Consider the following 16,102-nt stretch of genomic DNA (forward strand, 5'->3'; position numbering starts at 1 on the left):
GGAAACGGCGCCGGGCTTTTTATTATCGCCCGCTCGCCACCATAAAAAATGCCTGCCAGGAGGGTAAGCTGGCAGGCATGGCTGATAAAAGGCTGAATTTTAGAACTGGTAAGTTATGCCCACGGCAACGATGTTATCGGTGCTGATGCTGGCATCTTTGGTGAACCTGGTGTCATCCAGCAGGTTGATTTTATAGTCCACGTAGGTAGACATGTTCTTGTTGAAGTAGTAAGTCGCGCCTACATCAACGTATTCAACCAGATCCTGGTCGCCATAGCGGCCCAGATCTTTGCCTTTTGATTTCAGGTAGGCGATGGACGGACGCAGGCCGAAATCAAACTGATACTGAGCAACCACTTCAAAGTTCTGCGCGGTGTTGGCGATATAGCCTTTACCGAACTTAGTCATGTTGCGGGTTTCCGCATAGGTGGTCGCCAGGTAGATGTTATTGGCATCGTACTTCAGACCGGCCGCCCACACTTCCGCTTTTTCGCCACGGGCGTAGAAGTCTGGTTTGACGCGACCTTCCCTGACCTGCGCATCGGTACGATCGGATGCCGCGTAGGCCGCACCTGCGCTAAATCCTTCGTACTCATAGGTCGAGGCCATACCCCAGCCGTCGCCATGCTGTTTCGCCAGATCGCGGTCGTTGCCCTCCTCTTTACCCTGGTACTGTACGGCGATATTCAGACCGTCAACCAGACCGAAGAAACCGTTGTTACGGTAAGTGGCAACGCCGGTGGTACGCGCAGTGGCGAAGACGTCGGTCTGGGTCCAGGTATCACCGCCGAACTCCGGCAGCATATCGGTCCAGGCGCCGATATCATAGGCAACGCCGTAGTTACGACCGTAGTCCAGAGAACCAAATTCGCCAAACTTCAGGCCAGCAAACGCAAGGCGCGTTTTATCGCCGGAGTTGTCGCCTTCAACGTTATTGGCGCTGAAGTTATATTCCCACTGGCCGTAGCCGATCAGCTGGTCGTTGATCTGCGTTTCACCTTTGAAGCCCAGACGGGCATAGGTCTGATCGCCATCTTCTGACTTATCGCTGGAGAAATAATGCAGGCCGGTCACTTTCCCATAGAGGTCGAGTTTGTTTCCGTCCTTGTTATACACCTCAGCTGCCTGCACGGTTCCTGCAGCAAGAAGTGTAGAGACGGCCACTGTTAGTAATTTTAATTTCATATTATTTCGTCCCTAACTATTAATAGAATATCAAATCTCAGATACCTTCTGAGCGAGACCATTATGCGATAATTCGCAAAGAGACTTGAAATTAAAAGTTCCGAATTTTTATACCAAATACAATAACTGTGACGAAAACGGTGGTTGTTAATTGACACACATCAATTAACCCCGTTTTGAGCCCGCAATTATTCTAAATCACACCTTGTACAACCCCTGGAATCAGCAGATTTAACCAAAATAAATAATTTCTCATAGGGAAATTCTAATGATAAGAATAATTAAAGATTTCAATTTGTTAAAAGACATATAAATCATGATGTTATGAATAATTATTTCTTCAGGAAATCCTTAATCATAAACATCCTGATTCGCCAGATCGTGTTTTCAAAGGTATATTCTGATTTTCGCATTCAGAATTAATTCCAGTATCAAGATAAGCCCTGGCGTTATTGAAAGTTCTTTACAAAATCCACATTCATTATAGCCCGGCGGTTTAAGATTTGTTTAGAAATTGTGTGAAACGGATAGCGACGACTCTATTTTCAAGGGATGAAGGTGATGATGAATAAATTTAGTCCGGCGAATTGCCCGCAGACGTATGTCAATCAAAATATGATGGGGCCAAATGTATTAAGGCTGGTTGAAGAGCTTAGCCGCTCCCTGGAACTGTGGCCTGGAATGCGTATTCTCGATCTGGGCTGTGGGACAGGGTTATCTTCGATGTATCTGGCGACGGAATTCGGCGTGGAGGTGGTCGCGGCGGATCTGTGGGTTCGCGCCGACGATAACGCCCGGCGTTTTGCGGCAGCGGGCATGGACAATAAAATCACCCCGATCAATCTTGATATCAGCACCCTGCCGGGACTGGGTATTTTTGCCCGCGACGCCTTTGATGCCGTGGTCAGTATCAATGCCTGGCACTATTTTGCCCGCGATGCCCTGTTCTTTGACCAGCGCATTGCGCCTTATGTCAAAGGCGGCGGAACGGTGGCTATTGTCATCCCGGGTCTGCGCAGCAGCGACGCTGAAACGCGACCTGAAATCCATGCGCTCATTGCTAGCGGCATCGCCCTTTTTACCACCGACCGCTGGCGCGCAATCTGGTCCGGGAGCCAGCATCTTGCGGTCAATCAGTGCCGTCATATGGCATCCGGCCGTCAGGCGTGGCTAGAGTGGCAAAAGTGCGATAATGATTTTGCCGCTACCGATGCCGCCATAAGAAGTGATGAGCTGGGTCAGCAGTTGCGCTTTATGCAAATCATTGGCCGGGTAAACAAATAAACCTGTAGCCTGGCATCGACGCTCGCCCAGCCGGAGAGTGGGCGCCGGAAGCGATGGCACGGTGATAGAACGGCGCACTGAAACCAGGAGGTTGACGGTAATTAACAGGATTAGCCCGAGCGCAGTATCATCGCGGGCAATTAGTCTGGGGTGAATTTATCAATCAGCGAAAAAGCGTGTAAATAATTAGACAGCGCCAACAGCGCATGAAATGAGTTAAAACCGAATTTATCAATTAATCTTCTTTTATAGTTGCTGTAGGCTTTAGGTGAGATGCCGAGCAGTTCCGGATAGTCTTTTGCCAGCACGTTAAATTTCATAATAAAAATATACTGGAATTCTCTTTCCGTTAGGGTGATGTCCTCACCGACAGGGATACCGTCAGTGACTCTGGCGATAATACTGGCGATGTGCGCGGTGCGCCTCTTGTTGATCAAGCAAATGATATTGCCTTCCACCTTGAAACACACAAAATTCTTTTTCATTTCAAAGCTGTTTATCAAAAAATGAAACTGCGCATGGCTGCTGGATGAGTATCTGGTTAAGCACAGATCGACGAGATTCGCCTTTCTGACCGCTTTTATATCATTTATTTTCAGACGCATGGCTTTTTTAAAAAAATGATTATGGCTGAAAATAGTTAACATTCCGTTCCCTCACGAAAGTGCAATCATCCTTTATAGAAATGCGTATAATACGCGCCATGGGAATATACCCATGAGTGAAGCGGGTGAATTATAGGTTTGATTAATATTTATTGTCCAGACGAGCAAATTTCAGATAAATCCCCGTAAAATTTACCCTGTCGACATTTCGCGCCCCCAACGACGGCAACCATACCTCCCTTTTCTTTAGGATTTTTCTCATTAAACGTCAGTTGCAAAGAAATGAACAGGAGAACATTCTGTCATGCAGAATATATTCAACCAATTACATTGGAGAAAACGCTTTATAAACAGATAAATTCGGTTATCAAGGTGTTGCACGTACCGCGACGTAACAGCGCGATCGAATTTCTGAGGGTTTGTTTGCCATTCGTTTAGGTGGGGCAGCAGATGAAAATGCCGGGCTTGCGGCCCGGCGCTGATAAAGATTATGCCCGGCTCCGGGCCAGCAGAATAATAATAAACAGTCCGCCGATGCCGGCCGTAATGATCCCGATAGGCAGCTCCTGCGGGGCCAGCAGCGTCCTGCTGACAATGTCGCCGCCGCACAGCAGTACAGCTCCCCACAGACCACATAAAGGCAGCAACCGCAGATGCTTAACCCCGGAAAAGTAGCGGCACATATGCGGCACCATCAGCCCGATAAAGCCGATCACTCCGGTTAAGGCCACCAGCAGCGATGTCGCCAGCGCGCAGCAGAAAAACACCTCCATTCGCAGGCGGCTGACGTTGATGCCCAGCGACTGCGCGGTCTGTTCTCCGGCCAACAGGCCATCCAGCGATCGCCAGCGTAACAGGATAAAAGCGCAGAGAAATAGCAGACTGAATACGGCATAAGGTAAATTATCCCACCGCGCCAGGCCTAGGCCGCCCAGCGACCAGAACAGCACTGAACTGGCGGCCCGCTGGTCGCCGGAGAAAATCAAATAGCTGGTCAGCGCGCCGAATAAAAAGGAGATAGCCAGCCCGCAAATGACTAAATGCTCGGCGCCGCGCTGCTTTTTAAAATGAAACAGCAGCATCACCGCCACCGCAGAGCAGATCCCGCCGACAAATGCTGACACCGGCAGCGTCAGCCCCCCTAGCCGCTCGCCGAACCGGGTAATCACCAGCACCGCCCCCGCCGATGCCCCGGAGGAGAGCCCGAACAGAAAAGGATCGGCCAGATCGTTGCGCGTGGTGGTCTGTAAAAGGCCGCCTACCATTGCCAGCACCGCCCCGGTCAGCACCGACAGCAGCGTTCGCGGCACGCGCAAATCAATGACGATACGGGCCATCATGTCCGAAACTGGCACATCAAGCAGCCGTAAAGCCCCCAGAACCTGCGTCAGCGATAGCGGTACGCTGCCTTTCGCCACGCTGAGCAGCATCAACCCGGCTAACACCGGTAGCGCGCCCCACGCGGCCCAGTAGTAACGATATGGCGTTGAACTCATTGGTTAGCCGCTGGATACATCGCATGGGCCAGCTTTTCGGCCGCTTTAATATTTGCCGGACCGGGCGTCAATTCAGCATACTGCAGCTTCAGATAACGCTGGTGTTTCACCGCCGGGGTCTGCTTCATTAACGGATGATTTTCGAGGAAGCGGCGCAGCGCGTCGGCGCCGCTTCCGGTCTGATAGTCGAGAAGAATAATAAAGTCGGGTTCCGCCGTCGCGACGCTTTCCCATGAGGTGGTGCCCCAGCTTATTTCGAGGCCATCCATGACGTTTTGACCTCCGGCCGCTTCGATAATAGCGGTCGGCATAGCATAGCGCCCGCTGGTAAAGGGCTTGTCTTCGCCGGAATCATAAACAAACACCTTCAACGGCTGCACGCCCTGCGGCGGCCTGGGCAGCGCATTGAGCGTTTTTTTCCAGCCGTCGACCAGCGCCTGCGCTTCCCGCTGTTTGCCGAAAATTTTGCCCAGCGTCAGCTCATCGTTATACAGCAGGTCCATGCTGGCTTTTCGTTTGTCCTTAGCGGTAAACACGCAGCTCTCACTCAGAACAAAGGTCTTGATACCGTATTTAGCCAGCACGGAAGGGGTGACTTCTCCGCCCACTTTCATGCCGTAATTCCAGCCCGCGAAAAAGAAGTCCGGATTAGCCGCCAGCAGCGTTTCCAGCGAGGGATACTTCGGCGCCAGCTCAGGAATCGCCCCCATCTGCTGTTTAAATTGCGGCGTCATTTTGTACCATCCGCTAATCCCGGTTAAACCCACGATACGGTCCTGTAAACCGAGAGCAAAAGCCATTTCAGACATATTTAGATCGTGTATGACCGCCCTTTTCGGCGCCTGGGTAAAGGTTACGGGCGTTCCGCAACTCTCAATGGTGACAGGAAAATCTGCTGCGTTCGCCGCTGTAATAGAAAAAACCGCCATCATGCCGGCAAGCCATTTATTCATTCTTCGTCATCCTCAAAATTGATTACGCATAGCCTGGAACTTCAAAAATCCGCAGCGCCTTCCCGGTCTCGGGATGCGGCACGGTAAAGCTGGTTAAGCCGAAGACGGGATAGAGCTGTTCCGAAATAAGGACGCGCTCGGGCACATCCCAGGCTGCGGCGCGCCCCTGCGATAAAAGCAAAACCCGGTCGGCAAAGGACTCCACCAGCGAAAGGTCGTGCAATACCGCGACGACCGTGATCCCCTGGTTTTTAACTAAAGAAAGAAGCTCAACCCGACCCGGGGGATCGAGATGGTTGGTAGGCTCGTCGAGCAACACCAGTTCTGGCGACTGGGCCAGTACCCGCGCCAGCGCGGCGCGCTGCCTCTCACCGCCGGATAATGCCGATAGCGAGCGCGTTCGCAGCCTCTGTAGTCCCGTATCATTAATCGCCCGGGTCACGATGATGTCATGGTCACGACGCGACATCTCCCTGGCGTGGGGGATCCGCCCGAGGGCGACATAATCCTCAAGCGCCAGCCGCATATCCGGGGCATCATTCTGCGCAAGGACCGCGATCTGCCGGGCACGCTGCTGGCGGGTTAACGCTGAAACCGAGCGGCCATTCAAGCGAATCTCGCCCTCCCGCGTCGTCAGCTGCTGATCTATCGCCCGTAATAAGGAGGTTTTGCCGCTGCCGTTAGGCCCAATCACCGCCAGGCACTCTCCTTTTCTGGCGTGGAAATGAATATCCGTAAGAAGCGCGCCGCCGCCAGGACGCGGTAGCGATGCAATATTGACGCTAAGCACCGCTTCACTGGCCCTACTCCCGTTTGTCAAACGCCTCTCCATTAGCCTCTTCTCCTGCTCTCTGCCGAGCGGCCTGGCAAAATGCGCTCGCAATCAATTATTCTTACCCGCATAGATGATAATCATTATCATTTAAAAAGAAAGGTTAATAGTCACATATTTTATAATGCTTTATTTGTTATAATATAACATATCAATTATTACCGGGCGTTGGCAACCCGCGATCGATAATACTGCCCGGGAGAGGCGTTAGGTTCTGGCGGAGTTGTATTCAGGCCGACGCTGTGTTCTATTGCCAGCCCACTCGGCGGTTTTGAAAGGAAAGTTCAGGATGAAAACGGTAGAGTTTTTGCTTTATACCCTTAAACCCGGTACCGGGAATGATTTTCACCGCATAATGCAGGAGCAAAGCGCCCCCCGCCATCGCGCCGCCGGGATGGATATCGTCTCCTTTGGCAATTCGGTGGAAGACAACGACGCTTATTACCTGATTCGGGCTTATGACGACCTGGCGCATTTAAACGCTTCCCAGGAGCGCTTTTACAGTAGCCCTGCGTGGCGCGAAGGCCCACGTCAGGCCATCATCGACATGATTGCCGTAAGCGTAAAATCGGTTATGGTTTAAGCGCCAGCGCGGTTGATGGCCTGCGAAACGGCTGACCGGCACAGGGGCAGACGCGGGCCGACAAGTAAAGGGCTTTGTTGCTGTCGGAGAAGGTGACGGTTCTCAGTCAATGCGGAGACCGCCCCTGATCCTGTCGCTGAATTTAGATCTGATTGAGCGAGGCAAGAAAGCCCTGCGGCGTATTGTCACCCAGTTTCTTTTGCGCCCGTCCCTGGTTCCACAGCGTGCACAGCCGCTGCAGCGTTGCGTCAGGCTCATCCAGCGCCGGGATAATATTGGCCAATCGTTCGCTAAGCTGTACCGCCCCGCACTCCTCCGCGATCACCGTTGTGCATGAAAAATCCGCGCGTATCGGTTCGAAGCCCTTATGAGCATAAGTCTCAAGACATTGTATCTGCGCCGGACAGGCTTCCAGCGCCTGGTTCAGCCAGCTATCCACCAGCGCGGGCGAAATGCCGGAATAGATACGACCAAAGCACCAGCCGCTGATCGGCTCCTGCGCCCACAGCAGATGATGCTCGCCGCCATCGTCCATCGACAGCGCGAGCTGCCGGTAATGCAGCATCAGAGTATCCGGCCTCATTCCCGCTTTTAACGCTTTCTTTCCCTGCGGCGCGGCGTTTTTTCGCCCTTCATGGGCCGGGCGAAGATAGCGGTTTAGCGTGGCCCGTGAAAGGGTGATACCCAGCCCTTCATTCACCATAAACAGCAGCTCGTCCAGCGGCGCACGCAGTATATCGCGCAGGGCGTTAATCAACGCCTCCTGCTCTTGTCTCAACACTTTGTGTATCAGATGTGGCGTGGTGTGATTATCTGAAATCTGGCTGCGGTTGCGCCAGCGACGAACCGTAGTGATTGATATACCCAGTTCCTGCGCCAGTTCGCGGTCGCTTTTCGTCGACTCCTGGAGATATTTTCGCGTTCTTGGGGTGGTGGTGGCGTTGGCATGCAGCTTGATTTCCATACAATCCTCGACGGAAAATATAACTAATCATATGAGATATATATAGTTACAGAGAAGACATTGTGAACCGCTTCACCTTTCAGCCCACCGCTTTCTCGCATAATCCGCCATAGATAACACACACAGCCCCTGTCGATCATGTACGGAGTTCACAATGAACAATGTTCTGGGATTTCTTGAAGCCAAACTGATGCCTCTGGCGGCGAAAACTGCCCAGCAGCGTCATCTCGGCGCTATTCGTGGCGCCTATGTTTCATTCATGCCTTTTATTATTGTCGGTTCAATTCTGCTGGTGATCTCGTCGTTTCCTAATCAGAGCTATCAGCAGTTTATGGCCAGCACCTTCGGCGCCAGCTGGAGTGCGATAATTGAAATCCCGTTCAATGCGGTATTTTCCACGATGTCGCTGTTTATCAGCTTCCTGGTGGCCTACCGCCTGGCGGAGCACTACGGGGATGACCGTATCTCCTGCGGCATCCTGTCGCTGGTGGGATTTTTGATCCTCACCCCCTTTATTAAAGTCGCTGAAAACGGCGGTATCACGGTGATCCCCGTTGAATGGATCGGTACCAAAGGTTTGTTCGTCGCCATGATCGGTTCGCTGCTGTGGACCGAACTCTTCTGCTGGTTAAAGCGCAAGAAGCTGGTGATTAAGATGCCTGACGGGGTTCCACCCGCCGTGCAGGAGTCTTTCGCCGCCCTGATCCCGGCCCTGCTGGTGATGATTCTGATCCTGGCGATTCGCATCGGGTTTGAACACACGCACTACGTCACTATTCACCAGTTCATTTATGAGGTCGTCGCCTCGCCGGTTCGCCATTACGGTACCTCCTATTTCGGCGCGCTGATGACCGTATTCAGCATCACTATTCTGTGGTCCGTCGGCATCAACTCCGGTTCAATGATCAACGGCATTATTCGTCCTTTGTGGATGGAAAATCAGACCGATAACATCGCCGCGATTCAGGCCGGCGTGACCCCGCCGCACATTATCACCGAGCAGTTCTTCGATATGATCTGGATGGGCGGCGCGGGCGCAACGCTGTCGCTGGTGATCGCCATGCTGATTTTCGCCCGCAGTAAAAATATGCGCGAGGTCGCCCGCCTCGGGGCCGGCGCTTCCATCTTTAATATCAACGAACCCATCCTCTTCGGCCTGCCGGTGATCATGAACCCGATCATGCTGATCCCCTTTAACCTCGTGCCGCTGGTGCTGGTCACGGTGCAGTACGCGGCGATGAAAATCGGCGCGGTGGCCGTCACCACCGGGGTGTTTATTCCCTGGACGCTGCCGCCGGTGATCAGCGGGTTTATCGTGACCGGACATCTTAGCGGCAGCGTAATGCAGATCCTCAATTTGCTGATTGGCGCCATGCTGTACCTGCCTTTCATGCGTATCGTCGATAAGCAGTATCGCGCGGCGGAGACAACCTCCCGTACCGAAACGGACAACACGCTTGCTAAACAGGAGTAAACCAATGTGGGGAATGATTGCCACCTGGCGAATGGCGCTGGAAGGGGTAACGGAAGCCGCGACGGCGCTGGCAGCCGGCGCTGATACCGCCAGCGCCGTGGTCGATGCGGTGGCGGCGGTAGAAGATTTTCCGCTCTACAAATCGGTAGGCTACGGCGGGCTGCCGACGGAAAACGGCGAGGTTGAGCTGGATGCCGCCTTTATGCATGGCGATACCCTCGCCTTCGGTGCGGTCGGCAACCTGGTGGATATTGCCAACCCGGTCAAAGTGGCCCACGCTCTCAGCCGCCAGCGCTATAACAGTCTGCTGGTTGGCCAGGGCGCCAGAGAGTGGGCCATCAGTCAGGGATTCGCCGCCAAATCCATGCTGACCGAGCGGGCCATGCAGCACTACCGGAAACGCTGTCGCGAAACGCTGGATAAAGGCCTAAGCCCTTACGACGGCCACGATACCGTGGGCATTATCGGCCTCGACAAACAGGGCTCCATGAGCGTTGCCACCTCGACCAGCGGCCTGTTTATGAAAAAGCGCGGGCGGCTCGGTGATTCTCCGATTATCGGCTCGGGTTTCTACTGCGACAGCGAAATCGGCGCCGCTACGGCGACCGGCGTCGGTGAAGATCTGATGAAAGGCTGTACCAGCTACGAGATTGTCCGGCGAATGGCTCAGGGCATGACGCCGCAGGAGGCGGCGGACTCGGTAGTCTGCGAGCTGGAAGACAAACTGATGTCGCGCTTTGGCCGTGCGGGCGATCTCTCGGTGGTGTGCATGAACCGCGGCGGCGAATTCGGCGCGGCCACCAATATAAAAACCTTCTCCTTTGTTGTCGCCACCGCGACGCAGCCGCTCACCGTATTCTGCGCCGAACGCGTGCAGGAGAAAACCCATTACCGTCCGGTGGACGACGAATGGATGCAGGCCTATGCCGCACGCATTCGCGCCCCCATCGAGGAGTAACCATGCTGGATTATCGCTTAATCAATCAACTGGATAGCGACTGTAACGGCGCGCACCTGGTGACCTGGCCGGGCAGCACGCTGTTAAAACAGGCCCCGCTCAACGACAGCACTCTGCTCACAGAAATGGCGGCGCAGGCCGCCCGCGGCGAGGTGGCTGACACCCGCTTCGGCTGTTCGCCCTTCGCGCGCATCACTCTTATCCCGCAGGCGCACTGGCAGGATGCGCTTAACGACGGGCTGAGCGAGGCGCTGCGGCCGCTATGTAAACAGCCGGTGAGCGAATCGCTTATCCTTGATTGTTCGCTGGGAAAGACCGCCGGCGCGTTAACCAAAGCGCTGCGCGAACTATTTAATCTCGACTGGCAGCTTGCTGATTTAGGTCTGCATCAGAATACAGCCGTCAGGCCACGCCTGCGTCAGCTGGTCCTCTACGCCTTACCTGAACAGCGGTCGACGCTGGATGCCCTCGCCCATCGTCAACGGGCCACGGCGCACGGTATGCTCGCCGCGCGGCGGCTGGCGGATCTGCCTTCGGAGCAGTGTACGCCGCAATACGTGGTGGAAGAAGCCCGTCGTCTGTGCGCCGATATTCCTGCTCTGCGCTGCGAAGTTCTCGATGAAAAAGCGATTGTCGATCAGGGGCTCGGCCTGCTGCATGCGGTGGGTAAAGGTTCCGAACGCCCGCCGCGCCTGCTGGCGATTCATTATGAGGGCGTCAGCGAGGGCCCGGTTCGCTGCTACGTCGGTAAAGGCATCACCTTTGATACCGGCGGGCTGTGGCTTAAGGAAGGCTCAGGAATGTACACCATGAAGTACGATATGTGCGGTGCTGCCAACGTTCTCGGCCTGATGCTGAGCATCGCCGAGCTGGCGCTACCGGTGCGGGTAATGGGGGTACTGGCGCTGGCGGAAAACGCGATTGGTCCCGGCGCCATGCAGCCGGGCAGCGTCGCCCGGGCCTGCAATGGCCTGACGGTAGAGATCAATAATACCGATGCCGAGGGCCGTCTGGTGCTTTCCGACGCCATTGCCTGGGCCAGCCAGCGGTATCCGCAGGCGCGCTATATTATTGATATTGCGACCCTCACCGGCGCGGTGGTTAAGGCGCTGGGCTATGATTTGAGCGGTTTGATGACCCAAAGCGACACGCTACGAGCGGCGTTGACCGAGGCGGGGTTAAAGAGCGGAGATGAGGTCTGGTCACTGCCGCTGGATAGCAGGCTGAAGAAACAGACCGCAAGCGCAATCGCCGACCTGTGCAACACGCCGGGCAATAACGCAGCGATCAGCGCTTCGGCTGCCTGGCTTTTGCAGCATTTCTGTCCGCCGGAGATCCCGTGGGCCCATCTGGACGTCAGCGGTACAGCGCTGTGGCGAGAAGGTGGTAAAAGCGTCGCTTCCGGTCGGCCTGTTCCGCTGCTGGTGCAGCATCTGCTCGACGATATCGGAGAGAGTTAACCCCTCCCCGGAGGCGATGCTGCGCATCTGTCCGGGCTACGTGTTCTCAGCAGTCAGCGATCCTGTAGCCCGGCTAAGCGCAGCGCGAGCCGGGAAGAAGCCGCAGCAATACCACGTCTCCGCACATTCCCCGGGTTGCGGGTTACCAGCAGCCTGCGGGCCGGTAGCCCGGGCAGGCGCTTTGCGCCGCCCCCGGGAAAAGAGCGCAGAGTGGCAGAATTTCCCGGAGGCGATGCTGCGCATCTGCCCGGGCTGCAAAATCCGCAGGCTCCCTGGCCCGGGAAAGGCCCTACTCCTCGCTCGCCACCGGTTTTACTCTCACCGCAAACAGCACAATCACCATCGCGCTGACCAACAACAAACCGCTGCCGGCGAAAACCCCGCTGGCGCCGTTAAGATCGAACACCGCCCCGCCGCCGGCGGCACCGGCGCTAATCGCCAGCTGGATAGAAGCCACCAGCAGACCCCCCGCGCTTTCCGCCTCATCCGGCACCGTGGTGGCAAGCCAGGTCGACCAGCCCACCGGCACCAGGCCAAAGGCGAAGCCCCACATTGCCACCAGCAGACCGTCCAGCAGCGCGAAGTGGCCGAACGTCACCATCATCAGCGCCAGCACGCTCATCGCCAGCGGTACCAGCGCCAGCGTCATGCGCAGGCTTCTGGCCAACAGATGTCCGGCAATCGACGTGCCGATAAAGTTCGCCACGCCAAAACCGAGCAGGATCAGGGAAACCCCTTCGACGCTGGCCTGCGCCACGGTTTCGAGGAACGGACGCAGATAGGTAAAGAAGGCGAAGTGGCCGCTAAAAATCAGGATTGTCGCCAGCATTCCGCCAACCATGCCCGGACGGCGCAGCACTTTAACCAGGGTGGCAAAGCTGCCCGCGCTCTCCGGCCGCATGGAAGGCAGAACCCACAGTTGCCAGAGCAGCGCAACCACGCTCGGCAGCGCACAGATAAGAAATACGTTGCGCCAGCCGATCAGCGCGCCGAAATAGCTGCCCAGCGGCGCGGCAACCACCGTCGCTATGGAAACGGCGGAAAAGATAATCGCCAGCGCTTTCGGCACCATCGCCGCCGGAACCAGACGCATGGTGGTCGCAGTCGACATCGACCAGAAGCCGCCGATGGCGATCCCCAGCAGCAGGCGTCCCAGCAGCAAAAACTCCAGCGAACCGGCGAAGGCCACCATCATGCTGGAGATAATTTGCAAAACGGAGAAAAACATCAGCACCCAGCGGCGGTCAATATTTCGCGTCGCGGTGGTGATCAGCAACCCGGTAACTAACGCTACCAGCGCCGTCGCGGTCACCGCCTGCCCCGCCATGCCTTCGCTAACGCCCAGGCTTGCCGCCATCGGCGTCAACAAACTGGCAGGAAGAAACTCGGCGACAATCAGGCCAAATACTCCCAGCGCCAGCGCATAGACGGCGCGCCACGCGGGCCTGGCGTTGGCCAGGCTCTCTTCAGCTGCAATGCAGGAACTCATAAACATCTCTCCAGAACAATTAACATTTCGTTAAGGTTAGGCGGTTCTGTTCGGACGATCTATGATACATACTCTGTGATTATTGATAATTCGTCCGGGAATGATGTTATGACTCAGCACGCCCTCGATCTCACCAGCGAACTTCTGCGCGGCATGCGCCTTTCCGGCGTCAACTACCGCCGCATCGAAACCTCGCGCCCTTTTGGCGTCGAATTCGGCTTCGTACCTGGTAAAGCGCAGTTCCACTTTATCAGCCGGGGACCGGTACTGCTGCGCATGGTCAGCGGCCAGCGCCTGATGCTGCAGAGCGGCGATGCGCTGTTTATTCCTAACGGCGATGGTCACGTGCTGCTCTCCGATGACCAGGCAACGGTGGTTAACGTCTCCAGACTGCCCAGCGAACCGGTTTGCGACTCGGTAAGCTGCGTCAAAAACGCCTGCGACGACGCGAAAAGCGACAGCGCCATTATCTTCAGCGCCTGTATGGACTTTGAGCTGGGCGGCATGCAGCCGTTAGTCAAAGCGATGCCCGAAGTGATGCTGGTCAGCAGCCTGCTGACCAGCCGTCCGGAGATCCCGCCGATGCTGGCAGCCATGGAACGCGAAAGCCTCACTCGGCAGGCGGGCTACGCCGGTATTCTGGCGCGGCTGGCCGATGTGGTCGCCGCGCTGATTGTCCGCGGCTGGGTGGAGTGCGGCTGCGGCAACGCCACCGGCTGGGTACAGGTGCTGCGCGATCCTAAACTGGCTAAAGCCATTTACGTTATGCATCAGCAGCCGGGCATTAACTGGAAAGTCGAGGATCTGGCCCGCGAAGCGGGAATTTCGCGTTCGGTATTTGCTGAACGCTTCCTCTCGGCCACCGGCACCACGCCCGCCCGCTATCTTACCGAGCTGCGTATGCGCCTCGCGGTGCAGTACATTTCCCATGAGGGTCAGGCGCTGGAAAAAGTGGCCTTCAGGCTGGGGTACAGTTCTCATGCCGCCTTCAGCCGCGCCTTTAAACGCATTATCGGAAAGGCGCCGGGCGCGCTGCGCGATCCGTCGCGGGAAGAAGGATTTTAGCACTGTCCCAGTTCACGGGTGCGCCTGACCGCCGCCTGTACGCTGCGCTGAAGCCCCGCGGCAAAATCGCTGTTGTTCAACTCATACAGACCATGGATCCCGACTCCTGCAGGGGAATTGTTGATATCCAGAAGCTGGCGCGGATGCTTCTGGCTTTGGCGCAGCATCTCGACCGCGCCGAGCAGGTTTTCCAGCACCACCTCCGTTGCCTGGGGTCGAGGCAGTCCCGCCAGTACGCCGGCATCGGTAAGGGACTCAATAAAGTAGTAAATATAGTTAGGTCCCGCGACGCCAAAGCCGGTAAAGATATCGATCAACCGCTCAGGCAGATACAGCACTTTGCCAAAGCCGCGCAGAAACGGCTCGATCTCAGCCGCGCTGGCGTGGGCGTTTAAGGTCACGCCGCTATAGCCAAATCCGGTATCGGTCAGGGTATTGGGGATCGCCCTGGCAATCGGCGTTGCCGCACCAAACAGGGAGGCCAGCTTTTCCAGGGTCACCCCCGCGATCAGAGATACCACCGTTGTCGAGCCGTTTAGCTGCGCACGCACGCGGTTCGCCACCCCCGCCAGATCGTCCTGCGGACGGATCCCCAGCACCAGCAAAGAGGCCTCGTTTACACCACCGTCGCCCGACAGCCGATAACGGGCGCGCAGAGCCTCGACTCGCGTGCTGTCGATATCCTCGAGCGAGATCGCGTCCGCCCGCAGCGCACCGTGGCTTAATGACGCGCGAATAATCGCCTCCGCCATCTGTCCGGCGCCAATAAAATGGATCCTGGCCATGAGTATTACTCCTTATTCAAAAAGATATTCGCCGTTGCCAACGCGAAAGCGTCGGCCTTTGAGCGCCGGGTCGGCAACGCGAAACCCCAGTTCAGTCAGTTGATTCGCCGCGCCCTGGAGGAAAAGTAACTCTCGACCGCCCACCGCCAGCCCCTGCGAATGGAGCGCAGCGCCACCCGATACAGCGCTTCATTATCCGGCACCAATCGTGACGCATCCCGGGAGAGTAAAAACGTCTCCGCGGCGGAAAGTAGCTCTGTATCATCGGCAATCGTCAGAAATTCGATCCAGGTCAGACCGAAATAGCTCAGCACATTTCAGGTCCCCAACCCGGGTGGCGCCCACCGGCCACCGCGTTGAGCTTTTGCCCGCATAACACCTGAACCGCCGCTTCCGGCTGATTAACAAACTGGACCGCGTGGTCCCACGTTAAGGTTGCCATTCGCCCTCCCGCTCCTCTGCCTGATAAAAACGCAGCCGACAGGCGGCATCGCCGCGAGCCAGCGCGGTCTGCACCTCTAAATGCAGCCCCGGAAACGCGTCGGTTAGCGCACGATCGCCTTCCATGCAGATATCGCACAGCGTCTCAATTTCGCTGGCGCCTCGCCCCTGCTGCCGCCAGCAGTTGACATAGGGACAGTAGTGAAACAGGACGATAAATTCGGCCCGGCTGGCGCTAACGGGCTCCATCTCATAAACCTGAGATTCCAGACCGCGGGTAAACAGCCCGGCAAACTCCTGCAAATCTTTTCGATCGCGCATTTGCGCGCGCAGCTTATGCCCGATATCGCGGCCATAGTGGCGTATTGCTTCACGGACAGAATCATCCGCGATATCGCGCTGTCGGCTTTCGTCCAACAGGTAACCGATCGTTGCCGCGCGTTTTTCAGTAATGGCGCGCAGCGCCAGGGTCACCTCATCGTTTAAGGTGGCGGCGTTATGCGCCGGTTCCGAGCTTATTTGCGTCAT

At 56.1% G+C, this 16,102-nt stretch carries 15 protein-coding genes and 1 pseudogene; 6 read left to right on the forward strand and 10 right to left on the reverse strand.

The window, feature by feature from the left end:
* Nucleotides 1-99: 99 nt before the first annotated feature.
* Entirely contained in the window at nt 100-1,185 is a 1,086-nt protein-coding gene (ompC, locus tag KO1_RS17810) for a porin OmpC (RefSeq protein ID WP_004113198.1), read from the reverse strand.
* 561 nt (nt 1,186-1,746) lie between these two features.
* Here ompC and KO1_RS17815 point away from each other — a divergent pair.
* On the forward strand, nt 1,747-2,469 hold the full coding sequence (locus KO1_RS17815; RefSeq protein ID WP_023320997.1) for an SAM-dependent methyltransferase: 723 nt from the start codon (nt 1,747-1,749) through the stop codon (nt 2,467-2,469).
* Between the two features lie 140 nt (nt 2,470-2,609).
* On the opposite strand, the gene KO1_RS17820 is transcribed toward KO1_RS17815, so the two are convergent.
* The 4 genes from KO1_RS17820 to KO1_RS17835 all read right to left on the reverse strand — a co-directional run bounded on the left by KO1_RS17820 (nt 2,610) and on the right by KO1_RS17835 (nt 6,355).
* Complete coding sequence (locus tag KO1_RS17820; protein WP_004102245.1) at nt 2,610-3,116, reverse strand: hypothetical protein; 507 nt, start codon at nt 3,114-3,116, stop codon at nt 2,610-2,612.
* Nucleotides 3,117-3,562: 446 nt separating this feature from the next.
* Nucleotides 3,563-4,570 carry a FecCD family ABC transporter permease gene (locus KO1_RS17825; protein ID WP_004102247.1) on the reverse strand — a complete coding sequence of 336 codons (1,008 nt, stop codon included), beginning with the start codon at nt 4,568-4,570 and terminating at the stop codon, nt 3,563-3,565.
* Complete coding sequence (locus KO1_RS17830; protein WP_024274207.1) at nt 4,567-5,523, reverse strand: ABC transporter substrate-binding protein; 957 nt, start codon at nt 5,521-5,523, stop codon at nt 4,567-4,569. Before KO1_RS17830 ends, KO1_RS17825 begins: the two co-directional genes overlap by 4 nt.
* A 22-nt stretch (nt 5,524-5,545) precedes the next feature.
* Nucleotides 5,546-6,355, reverse strand: a complete 810-nt coding sequence (locus KO1_RS17835; protein ID WP_004102250.1) for an ABC transporter ATP-binding protein — start codon at nt 6,353-6,355, stop codon at nt 5,546-5,548.
* A 289-nt stretch (nt 6,356-6,644) separates the two neighbouring features.
* Between KO1_RS17835 and KO1_RS17840 the strand changes: the two genes are divergently transcribed.
* Complete coding sequence (locus KO1_RS17840) at nt 6,645-6,938, forward strand: NIPSNAP family protein (protein ID WP_064407075.1); 294 nt, start codon at nt 6,645-6,647, stop codon at nt 6,936-6,938.
* Between the two features lie 142 nt (nt 6,939-7,080).
* Here the strand turns inward: KO1_RS17840 and KO1_RS17845 are convergent, their stop codons facing one another.
* The gene (locus KO1_RS17845) at nt 7,081-7,902 is read right to left on the reverse strand and encodes a hypothetical protein (protein ID WP_024274208.1); all 822 of its coding nucleotides are present in this window, start codon (nt 7,900-7,902) and stop codon (nt 7,081-7,083) included.
* 154 nt (nt 7,903-8,056) lie between these two features.
* Between KO1_RS17845 and celB the strand changes: the two genes are divergently transcribed.
* The 3 genes from celB to KO1_RS17860 are packed head-to-tail and all read left to right on the forward strand — an operon-like array spanning nt 8,057 to nt 11,794.
* Nucleotides 8,057-9,376, forward strand: coding sequence for a PTS cellobiose transporter subunit IIC (gene celB, locus KO1_RS17850; protein ID WP_024274209.1), 1,320 nt, complete (start codon nt 8,057-8,059; stop codon nt 9,374-9,376).
* A gap of 4 nt (nt 9,377-9,380) precedes the next feature.
* Complete coding sequence (locus KO1_RS17855; protein WP_024274210.1) at nt 9,381-10,334, forward strand: glycosylasparaginase; 954 nt, start codon at nt 9,381-9,383, stop codon at nt 10,332-10,334.
* A gap of 2 nt (nt 10,335-10,336) precedes the next feature.
* Nucleotides 10,337-11,794 (forward strand): leucyl aminopeptidase family protein, encoded by a 1,458-nt coding sequence (locus KO1_RS17860; RefSeq protein WP_024274211.1) that lies wholly within the window; start codon nt 10,337-10,339, stop codon nt 11,792-11,794.
* Nucleotides 11,795-12,083: 289 nt separating this feature from the next.
* Here the strand turns inward: KO1_RS17860 and KO1_RS17865 are convergent, their stop codons facing one another.
* Complete coding sequence (locus KO1_RS17865; RefSeq protein ID WP_024274212.1) at nt 12,084-13,283, reverse strand: MFS transporter; 1,200 nt, start codon at nt 13,281-13,283, stop codon at nt 12,084-12,086.
* A gap of 108 nt (nt 13,284-13,391) precedes the next feature.
* Between KO1_RS17865 and KO1_RS17870 the strand changes: the two genes are divergently transcribed.
* Nucleotides 13,392-14,348: an AraC family transcriptional regulator gene (locus KO1_RS17870; protein WP_024274213.1), complete on the forward strand. Its 957-nt coding sequence runs from the start codon at nt 13,392-13,394 to the stop codon at nt 14,346-14,348.
* Here the strand turns inward: KO1_RS17870 and KO1_RS17875 are convergent.
* The 3 genes and pseudogenes from KO1_RS17875 to KO1_RS17880 form a co-directional block, all read right to left on the reverse strand.
* A complete protein-coding gene (locus KO1_RS17875) occupies nt 14,345-15,133 on the reverse strand; it encodes a pyrroline-5-carboxylate reductase family protein (RefSeq protein WP_016807429.1) in 789 nt (262 codons plus the stop codon). The genes KO1_RS17870 and KO1_RS17875 overlap by 4 nt on opposite strands.
* Before the next feature lie 12 nt (nt 15,134-15,145).
* Nucleotides 15,146-15,575 (reverse strand): annotated as a pseudogene (locus KO1_RS28265) (VOC family protein).
* Nucleotides 15,563-16,102: an L-2-amino-thiazoline-4-carboxylic acid hydrolase gene (locus KO1_RS17880; protein ID WP_004102260.1), complete on the reverse strand. Its 540-nt coding sequence runs from the start codon at nt 16,100-16,102 to the stop codon at nt 15,563-15,565. Before KO1_RS17880 ends, KO1_RS28265 begins: the two are co-directional and overlap by 13 nt.

The sequence above is a fragment of the Klebsiella oxytoca NBRC 105695 genome (genome assembly GCF_001598695.1).
In the GTDB taxonomy this organism is placed as follows: Bacteria; Pseudomonadota; Gammaproteobacteria; order Enterobacterales; family Enterobacteriaceae; genus Klebsiella; species Klebsiella oxytoca.